We start from the raw sequence: 9,138 nt of genomic DNA, 5'->3' as shown, positions 1-9,138 counted from the left end.
GCATCCCGAGGAACGTCAACGTATGCGAGGCGGCGCGCTCCAGACCTTCCAGGACACCTATTCGCCCCAGCGCAACTATGACCAACTGATCAGGATTTACGGCGACGCTCTGGAGCGTGCCAGCATGACACGCCGTTCTCCCCGGCACTGAAGAAGACTGTTGTCCCGCTACCGTGTCGGAAACTGTGGTGAGCGGGGCCGCCAGCGGCTGGTCTCCTGCACCCATACCCCTCCTCTGGCCGGCTGCATTTCAGGAAGGGCGTATCAGCGCGAAGATCTTCTAATCCACAGTTCGACTATCTTTCCCACATGGTTTTTTCATCTGAACCGGCAGGTCCGGCGCTCCGCGTCGGTTACGGCGAGGACGCACACCGACTGGCCGCTGGGCACTCTCTGATTCTGGGCGGAGTCTCTATTCCTGGCGCGGCCCTGGGAACGGTGGCCCACAGTGATGGTGACGCCGTCCTGCACGCAGTGGCCGACGCGCTGCTCTCGGGGCTGGCGCTGGGCGATATCGGCGACTACTTTCCCGACACCGACCCGCTGTGGGCCGGGCTGGACTCGCGCGCGATCCTGGGGCGGGTGCTGGAGCTGGTGCGTGAACGCGGGTACGCGCCTGTCAATATTGCCCTGGTGGTCACCCTGGACAAGCCCAAGCTGGGGCCGCTGCGCGCCCGGATTGCGTGCAACGTAGCGGCGCTGCTGGGGCTGCCGGAAAGCGAGGTCGGCGTGAGCTTCAAGACCTCCGAGGGGCTGGCCCCGGCGCATGTGCAGACGCGGGCCACGGCGCTGCTGTCACGGATTCCGGGTTGAGCGAGCTGCCGCCCATTCAGCCCTCGCGCAGTCAACCGTTGCCCAGTCAGCCGCTGTTACGAATCGTCCTGTACGAGCCGGAAAAGGCCGGGAATGTGGGCAACGTGGCACGCACCTGCGCCGTGCTGGGCGCGGAACTGCACCTGATCCGGCCCTTTGGCTTCCACCTGCATGACCGCGAATTCCGGCGGGCGGTGATGGATTACCTGGAAGGGGTCACCCTGCACGAACACGTCAACTGGACCGCCTTTCAGGCTGGGCTGGAGGCAGGCGCGCGTGTGTTCGCCTTTTCCACGCACGCCACCACGCTGCATACGCGGGCGGGTTTCCAGCGCGGCGATTATCTATTGTTCGGCCCGGAATCGCGCGGCCTGCCGGTGTGGTTGCGCGAGGGTCTGGGTGCGCTGAAGCTGCCGCAGCCGGGCGTGGGCCGCAGCCTGAATCTGGCGGTGGCGGCGGGCGCGGCGGCTTTCGAGGCCGGACGGCAGATCGAGGGCTGGTAGGTCTGGATTCCTGAAGAGCTGATACGGACTCCGATTAAAGGGTGTTGAAAACACCTGTAATCCGAGCGGAGCGAGAAGGAAACAAACGGAATCCGTATGACTGGGAGAAATCCGGGTTCGCGTGGACGCCAGCGGTAGGCGGTAGATGCGGGTGGCAGACGGGCGTAAGAGTCCCCGCCGTACACTCTGACTCAGATGGCCCTCCGTATCCGCCTCTCCCCGCCGACCACCGATCTGGAGGGTGGAGTCCGCCGCGCACACCTGACGCTGGCGCTGCTGTCTACTGCCACCCACGCCGCGCTGCTGCTGCTGGAGCTGACCCACGCCCGTCAACAACTCGGCGTGCTGGGTGTCGGCCTGGGGATCAGCGTGGTGATGGGGGCGCTGATCGCGTTGCAGTGGGTGCCTGCCCGGCTGCTGGCGGTCCTGCTGTCCTACGGGCTGCCACTGTGGACGGTGGCAGAGGTGCTGCGGAGTGCCCTGACGGACCAGGGCATCCCGCCGCAGTATTACCTAACGGTGGGCATCGTGACCGTGGTGATCTTCAGCTCGCTGCCTCCTGAGCGGGCCTTTGTAGCCACGGCCCTGATGACTGCGGGTGTGGGTGCGGTGGTGGTGCTGCTTGCGCCACTGGACATCCCGCTGCTGCTGTACGCCCTCTTTCTGGTGGGCATGATCGCCTTTCTGGCGCTGTACGGCCAGTCTGTTCACACTGAGCGGGTGCGCGGTGAACTGCTCCGCACCCAGGCCCACACCGATCCCCTGACCGGCATTCTCAATCGCCGGGGTGGTGGGCAACATCTGGACGAGGTGGTGGCCCACGGGTCCGGCACGCGGGCGGCGGCCCTGCTGCTGGACATCGACCGCTTTAAGAGCATCAACGACACCCACGGACACGCCCTGGGCGATGAGGTGCTGGCCCAGGTGGCGCGGGCGGCGCAGGGCGCGGCAGGGCCGGAGGCCACGGTCACCCGCTGGGGCGGCGAGGAGTTTCTGGTGGTGTGGCCGGACCTGGAACCCCAGCAAGCGTATGCGGCGGCCAGCCGCCTGCTGGAGGCCGTCCGAACACTCCGGGTAGGCGGGCTGCCGGGTCTGACGGTCAGCGCCGGGCTGGCCTTCGCCTCCGAAGCTCAGGAGCGCGACGAACTGGTCAATCTGGCAGACCGCCGCATGTACGCGGCCAAAGAGGCGGGCGGGGACCGCTGGCTGTAAGCAGGCCGAACGGGCCAGTCTGGTGTGTGGGTGAGGCGTCACGACGAACTGGGCAGCGCCTTCTCAGCCGTAGAATGCGGCCATGACTTCCCCCGTTCAGGCCCAGGCCTTCCAGACCCAACTGACCCGCTACGCCGAACTTCTCGTCCGCACCGGCGTCAACCTGCCCGCAGGCGGCAAGGTGCTGATCAACGCGCCTGTGGAGGCCGCCCCACTGGCCCGGCTGGTGGCGCGTGAAGCGTACCGGGCCGGAGCCGAGAATGTGCGCGTCGATTACAACGATCAGCATCTGGCCCTCGCGCTTTACGAGGACGGCAGCGACGCAGCGGTGGAGTACCTGCCTTCCTGGATTTCGGAAGAGTCCCTGCATATGGTGGAGGACGGGTACGCCTTCATCTCGATCATCGGCAGCGATCCTTCCCTGCTGTCCGGCGTTGACCCCGAACGCGTGGCGCGGCGCAGCAAATTGCAGGCCGGGGCCACCCGCAAGGTCAGCGAGGCCATCGGCGGCTTTCACGTCAACTGGACCGTGGCCGCCATGTCCACCCCCGCCTGGGCCACCCGTGTCTACCCTGATCTTGCCGAAGCGGAGGCCGTTGCGCGGTTGTGGGCCGACATCTTCAAGGTCACGCGCGCCGATACCCCCGATCCGGTGGCCGCCTGGGACGCGCATCTGGCGCAGCTTAAACGCCTGACTGACCTGCTGACCGGGAAGCAGTACACCGCCGTCCATTTCCGTAGCGAACTGGGCACCGATCTGACCGTGGGGCTGGCCGAAAACCACATCTGGCAGGGCGGGGGAGAGGCGGCCAAAAATGGTATTTACGGCGTACCCAACCTGCCCACCGATGAAGTCTTCACCGCGCCCCATAAGGACCGGGTGGATGGCGTGGCCGTGGCCTCCAAGGCCCTCAGCGCCCGTGGACAGTTGATTGAGGGCATTCGCGTGCGCTTCGAGAACGGCGTGGCCGTGGATGTCAGCGCGGACAGGGGCGAGGACACCCTCAAGGCCCTGATCGCCACCGACGACGGCGCGGGCCGGCTGGGCGAGGTGGCGCTGGTCCCCGCCTCTGCCCCCGTGGCGCAGACCGGCACGCTGTTCCTGAACACGCTGTTCGACGAGAACGCGGCCAGCCACATTGCGCTGGGACGCTGCTACCCCACCAACGTTCAGGGCGGCGAGGACGAGCAGAGCCTGCGTGCGGCGGGCGGCAACGACAGCCTGATCCACGTGGACTGGATGATCGGCACGCCCGGTACGGATGTGGACGGAATCACGGCGTCCGGCGAACGCGAGCCGCTGATGCGCGGCGGTGAATGGGTGATCTGATGGGAGAGGCTGGCAGCCCTGATCTGACTGTCCTGGCTCTTCCTCCGGCTCTGACGCACGCGCAACCGGCCAACCCTTTCCAACTTCCGGTAAGCGGTGGCTGCCACGAGGCCGCGACGTAGCTGCGCCCCACCTGTCCTGGATGAACTCGCAGGTTCTGACGGTGCTGGATGCGGCGAGCCTCGAACGTTCGCTGGTGGGAGTGGCTATCAGGGGATTTCCAGACTCTGGGTGAGTGATCCAGTGACAGTCTCTGGACGGGTTCGCCGGATGAGGCCACGTGAGGGAACCGTTTTCGCGCGCTTCAACCTTCCCCCGCTACAATGCATCCCATGTCTGACACCTACACCGCCGATGGGTTCACGCAAGCCCCCGAACTGAGCGCCGAGCGCCAGACCAAGTTCTCCAGCGCCCCCGAACTGGGTGCGGGCATTGAACCCGGCAAGGAGTACCGCGCCGTGCTGGAAACCAGCAAGGGCCGCCTCGTCGTCGAGCTGTACCCTGACGACGCCCCCGTGACTGTCAACTCGTTCGCGTACCTGCTGCGCCACCACTACTACGACGGCATCAAGTTCCACCGCGTTATCGACGGCTTCATGGCCCAGACCGGCGACCCCACCGGCACCGGCTCCGGCGGCCCCGGCTACAAGTTCGAGGACGAGTTCGGTTCCTCGCACCGTCACAGCGGCAAGGGCGTGCTGAGCATGGCCAACGCTGGACCGGGCACCAACGGCAGCCAGTTCTTCATCACGTTTACCGCCACCCCGCACCTGGACGGCAAGCACACTGTCTTTGGCAAAGTCGTGGAGGGTCTGGACGTGCTGGACAAGCTGACCCGCATTCAGCCCGGCATGCCCGGAACCACCGACGTGATTCAGAACGCCTACCTCGTCCAGAAGTAAACGGCAACAGGAGGGCGGCCCCGGCAGATCCAATGCCGGGGCCGCCCTTTTCTCCTGCTTTACGGCAGCGTCTGTTCCAACTGCCGCTGCACCGCAGGGGTTTCCTCCAAGAAGGTCAGTTGCTGAAGGGCAGGCAGGTTTTCGACCAGTGCGGTCTGAATCTGGCGGTCCACGCCGAAGACCATGCCCACCGCGAACAGCATCAGCACCACGCCGAAGACGCGCTGGATGCCGCTCAGGCGGTTCATCAGGGCAGGGCGGTTCAGCAGCTTGCGGCCTCCCCACATCACGCCCAGCATCGGGATCGCTACGCCCAGCGCGTAGGCCAGCGTGACCGCCGCCGCAAAGCCGGTCACCTGTCCGCTGAGGGCCAGCGTCGTGACACTGGCCAGAATCGGGCCGACGCAGGGGGTCCAGACCACACCCAGCGTGATCCCCACCAGCACGCCGCCCAGAAAGCCGTCGCCGCCCCTGCTCCGGCCTTGTGGCAGTGCCCGTGCCGCCAGCACTTCAAAGCGCAGTTGCAGGGCAGGCACGGCCAGCGTCAGGCCGAACAGCAGCAGCAGGACCACCGCGCCCCAGCGCAACGCCTCCACGCTCAGACCCAGAGCGTTCACCAGCGTCGCCAGAAACAGTGTGAGCAGCACGAACGAGCCGATGAACCCAGAAATGATGCCCACGGGCCGCCCGCGCCCGCCCACCGCGCCGGACAGCAGCACCGGCAACACGGGCAGCACGCACGGCGACAGCACGGTCAGCAGCCCGCCTGCAAAGGCCACCAGCAGCAGCAACATCTTTAGTTCTGGGTCTTGCTGATGATGGTGCTGAGCTTGCCGCCCGCCCACTTCTTCAGCGCTTTACCGCTGTCGTCCACCAGGACAAAGCTGTGCTGGGAAACGATGCCGTACTGCTTTTTCAGGGCGACTTCCTTGTCGTAGTCGGTCTTGAAAATCACCACGTCCGCTGGAATCTTGCCCAGGTTCCCCGTGATATCGGCGTCGGCAGCCTTGCAGTTGGTACACCACGTCGCGTGGAAGAACAGCACGCGCTTCATCCCTTTGGCCGCGTCGTAGGCCGCCTTGGTGTAGGGCGTGTAATGCACCATTTTGGCGTCCATCATCTTGGGGTCGGCGGGCTTGGTAGTGCTGGCTCCGGCAGCGGCGATCAGCAGGGCGGCGGCGAGGGCAGAAACAGTCTTGTAGGTCATGGTGGAACCTCCTGAGAAGGGATACGGGACAGCGGCGGCAAAAGGTTCAATGCCTGCCCTGTGTCCCGTCATCAACTCTGTGCCCCGCAATCAGCTCTGGGGCAGGTCTGCACTCGGCAAGTGAATCTCCGGCGACTATTTGCGGCGCTTGAACGGATTCCAGCCCGCGCTGCTCTGGGCTTCTGGCTTGGCCTCGGCTGGGGCGCTGCGTGGCTGAGATGGGCCATGCCGCCCCACCAGCGTGGTCCGGCCCACATCCTGCGTGGGCTGCGAGGTTTTGTTTTCCTCGTAGACCTCATCCTGCGGCGTCTCGCCCAGATCGCTCAGAAGCGCGCGGCGGATGGCGTCGGCGCGGGGGCGCTCGCCGGGGCGCTTGGCCAGCGCCTGTTCGGCCAGCCGTGAAAGGGGCCGGGAGACCGCTGGATTCAGGTGGGTCAGCGGGGCCGGAAAGCGGGTCATGTGCGCGACCATCAGTTCCTCGTAGGAGTTGCCCTGGTAGGGGCGGTCCCCCGACAGCAACTCGTACATTAAAATTCCCAGGCTGTACACGTCGCTGGCGGCGCTGCTGCTCTCGCCGTGGTAGATCTCCGGGGCCATGTAGTACGGACTGCCGCTGACCTGCCCGCCCTGCGCCACGAAATAGGTGTTGCCCAGATCGCCCAGCGCCGCCCGGCCCTGCGGATCCACGTAAACGTTGTGCGTCTTGAGGTCCTGATGCACTGCCCCCAGATGATGCAGGTACGCCAGCGCCGAGGCCAGGTCCGCCAGAATCCGCAGGCCCTCCTTGATCGGCAGGGTCCGGCCCGGAATGCGGGCCAGTTGCTCGTTCAGCGCGCCGTCCGGGTAATAGCGGATGGCCAGAAACGCCCCTGGCCCAAAGGCCGTGCCCGCGTAGCCCCGGACCACATGCGGGTGCCGGAATTGCAGAGTCAACCGGACCTCGTTGCCAAAACGCTCCGCCGCCTCCTGGTTGCCCAGGGTCTCCTCGTGCGGAATCTTGAGCGCCACCTGTTCGCCGTCCCGGTCCACGGCCAGCCGCACCAGAGACGTATTTCCACGTCCCAGGGTGCGGTTCAGGGTGTAGCCAGAAATGGTGCGGGTATTGGATTCAGTCATTGGTAAGTAACTTTTGAAACGGGACCAGGCGTACTGGGGCTGAAGTTGATGGAGATTAGGCCCTATTAAACCACCCTTGTTCTGACCGGACCGTGACAGTGTGCATTTCACCACAGGAATCAGCCCGAGAACGGCGGCGGAGCGGACGGGAAATCCAGCCCGCCCCTGACCCGCGTCCCCCGGCGCTACTCGTCGTCGGTACTTTCCTCGGCGACGCGTTTTCCGGCCATCCATTCCAGGCCAGCCCACATCAGATCGTCCAGATCACCGTCCAGCACGTCGGCGGGATTATGCTTCATGACGGCGGTGCGGTGGTCTTTGATGTACTGCTTGTCCAGCACGTAGCTGCGAATCTGGCTGCCCCACTCGATCTTCTTCTGCTCGCCGCGCGCCTTGGCTTCCTCGGCATCACGCTTCTTGACCTCGATGTCGTACAGGCGCTGCTTCAGAATCTGGAGGGCGATGTCGTGGTTCTTGATCTGGCTGCGTGTGACCTGCGAGGCCACCGCGAGGCCCGTTGGCAGGTGGGTCAGGCGCACGGCGGAATCCGTGGTGTTCACGCCCTGCCCGCCTGCACCTTGCGAGCGGAACACGTCGCGCCGCAGGTCGCTGTCGGGAATGTGAATGTTGATCTCTTCCACCGGCACCTCGGCCACCACGTCCACCGAGGCGAACGAGGTATGGCGGCGGTTGTTGCTGTCGAAAGGTGAAACCCGCACCAGACGGTGAACGCCGTGTTCCGGGGCCATCATTCCGTAAGCCTTGTCGCCCCGGATGATGAATTCCGAACTCAGCACCCCGGCTTGATCGCCGTCCTGCTGGTCCACCAGTTCCACCGTGTAGCCCCGGCGTTCGCCCCAGCGCATGAACATGCGCGACAGCATGCCTGCCCAGTCCTGGGATTCGGTGCCGCCCGCGCCGCTCTTGACCCGCACGATGGCGGCGGTGTCGGCGTGCTTCATGGTGAACAGCGTTTCTCTGTACAGCTCATCCACCCGCACGCCGATACTTGCCTGCTCCTCGGCCAGCATCTCGCGTTCCTCGGCGTCGGCCATATCCAGCATTTCGCTCAGGCCTTGGGCGTCAGAATTCAGCGCCGTGTACTCATCGACTATTCGCCGCACGGTGCCCGCTTCCTGCGTGACCTTGCGGGCGCGCTCGGAGTCGTTCCACAACTCGGGATCGCTCAGCTCGCGGTCCAATTCGTTCAGGCGGCGCGTTTTGCCGGGAATGTCAAAGGTACTCCCGGAGCGACGCCAGTTTTTCCAACAGTTCTTGCATGTCCTGCATTGTGCGTGCCTCCCTTCCGCGCCTCCCCGTTTGGTACGGAACGCGGGCATCTGCCAAACACAGAGTATAGGCGCGTCTGGGAGGCCCGTCTGGGAGGCGCATCTGCGAAAGGTGAGAAAGAGGCGAGTTGCAGTCGTCTTCTTCGCTGCTCACGGTGTTCGGATCAGCGTTCGGCTCGGCCTGCCATTTCAGTTCGCCTGGGAGAATTGGCTGCTCTCAAAACATCAAGTCACGCCCTCGAAAGCAGTTTGGAGACGCATTTTTCGGGTTTTCTGCCTCGCGCTGGCGAAAAGTAATCCAGCAGAGGTTGACAGAAAGGGGAATGGCCTGTATCTTTTCTGAGCCTCCGAGTGAGGCGGGCCGCATGACAACACACGCAGAGAGAGAGCAGGACCGCTTCGACAGAGGCGGGTGAACGGCGCTTCCAATGGGAAGTGGCTCCAGATTCACGAAAACGGAAGACATGGGCTTTGGCCTGTGGACTTCAAAGCAGACCCGCTTCCACGGAAGGGGGCAGCCAAGCGAAAGCTTGGACCAAACACACTAACATCTGAAATCTCTGATTTCAGTGCTAGACCATTTTATGGAGAGTTTGATCCTGGCTCAGGGTGAACGCTGGCGGCGTGCTTAAGACATGCAAGTCGAACGGGATCTTCGGATCTAGTGGCGCACGGGTGAGTATCGCGTGACTGACCTGCCCCAAAGTTCCGAATAACTGGCTGAAAGGTCAGCTAATACGGGATGTGCAGCACCCTCGTGTGGGTG

General features: G+C 64.5%; 9 protein-coding genes and 1 rRNA gene. 6 read left to right on the top strand and 4 right to left on the bottom strand.

Annotation, left to right across the window (positions count from 1 at the left end):
• Positions 1-309: 309 nt before the first annotated feature.
• The 5 genes from ispF to Q319_RS0121185 all read left to right on the top strand — a co-directional run bounded on the left by ispF (position 310) and on the right by Q319_RS0121185 (position 4,760).
• Positions 310-813: a 2-C-methyl-D-erythritol 2,4-cyclodiphosphate synthase gene (gene ispF, locus Q319_RS0121205; protein WP_034416163.1), complete on the top strand. Its 504-nt coding sequence runs from the start codon at positions 310-312 to the stop codon at positions 811-813.
• Positions 810-1,316: a tRNA (cytidine(34)-2'-O)-methyltransferase gene (locus Q319_RS0121200; protein ID WP_245619426.1), complete on the top strand. Its 507-nt coding sequence runs from the start codon at positions 810-812 to the stop codon at positions 1,314-1,316. The genes ispF and Q319_RS0121200 overlap by 4 nt, the downstream gene beginning before the upstream one ends.
• Positions 1,317-1,511: 195 nt before the next feature.
• The gene (locus Q319_RS25870) at positions 1,512-2,528 is read left to right on the top strand and encodes a GGDEF domain-containing protein (protein ID WP_051655646.1); all 1,017 of its coding nucleotides are present in this window, start codon (positions 1,512-1,514) and stop codon (positions 2,526-2,528) included.
• Positions 2,529-2,610: 82 nt separating this feature from the next.
• Positions 2,611-3,858, top strand: a complete 1,248-nt coding sequence (locus tag Q319_RS0121190; RefSeq protein WP_029484413.1) for an aminopeptidase — start codon at positions 2,611-2,613, stop codon at positions 3,856-3,858.
• A 332-nt stretch (positions 3,859-4,190) separates the two neighbouring features.
• Positions 4,191-4,760, top strand: coding sequence for a peptidylprolyl isomerase (locus tag Q319_RS0121185; protein ID WP_162178691.1), 570 nt, complete (start codon positions 4,191-4,193; stop codon positions 4,758-4,760).
• Positions 4,761-4,819: 59 nt separating this feature from the next.
• Here Q319_RS0121185 and Q319_RS0121180 read toward each other — a convergent pair whose 3' ends face one another.
• From Q319_RS0121180 to prfB, 4 genes are all read right to left on the bottom strand, one after another.
• A complete protein-coding gene (locus tag Q319_RS0121180; protein ID WP_051655645.1) occupies positions 4,820-5,554 on the bottom strand; it encodes a cytochrome c biogenesis CcdA family protein in 735 nt (244 codons plus the stop codon).
• Between the two features lie 2 nt (positions 5,555-5,556).
• On the bottom strand, positions 5,557-5,967 hold the full coding sequence (locus Q319_RS24990; RefSeq protein WP_051655644.1) for a thioredoxin family protein: 411 nt from the start codon (positions 5,965-5,967) through the stop codon (positions 5,557-5,559).
• 135 nt (positions 5,968-6,102) lie between these two features.
• Positions 6,103-7,083, bottom strand: a complete 981-nt coding sequence (locus Q319_RS0121170; RefSeq protein ID WP_034416161.1) for a serine/threonine-protein kinase — start codon at positions 7,081-7,083, stop codon at positions 6,103-6,105.
• 185 nt (positions 7,084-7,268) lie between these two features.
• Positions 7,269-8,364 (bottom strand): peptide chain release factor 2 gene (gene prfB / locus Q319_RS0121165; protein ID WP_156039521.1). Its coding sequence is split into 2 segments (ribosomal slippage): positions 7,269-8,318 and positions 8,320-8,364, totalling 1,095 coding nucleotides; the frame shifts between segments, so codons are not numbered across the junction.
• Positions 8,365-8,953: 589 nt separating this feature from the next.
• Here prfB and Q319_RS0121160 point away from each other — a divergent pair.
• A 16S ribosomal RNA gene (locus tag Q319_RS0121160) occupies positions 8,954-9,138 on the top strand; the annotation flags it as partial.

The organism is Deinococcus marmoris DSM 12784, assembly GCF_000701405.1.
Taxonomy (GTDB): domain Bacteria; phylum Deinococcota; class Deinococci; order Deinococcales; family Deinococcaceae; genus Deinococcus; species Deinococcus marmoris.
Note: the sequence above shows the minus strand (reverse complement) of the source record. Positions and strands in the feature narration are given on the sequence as shown.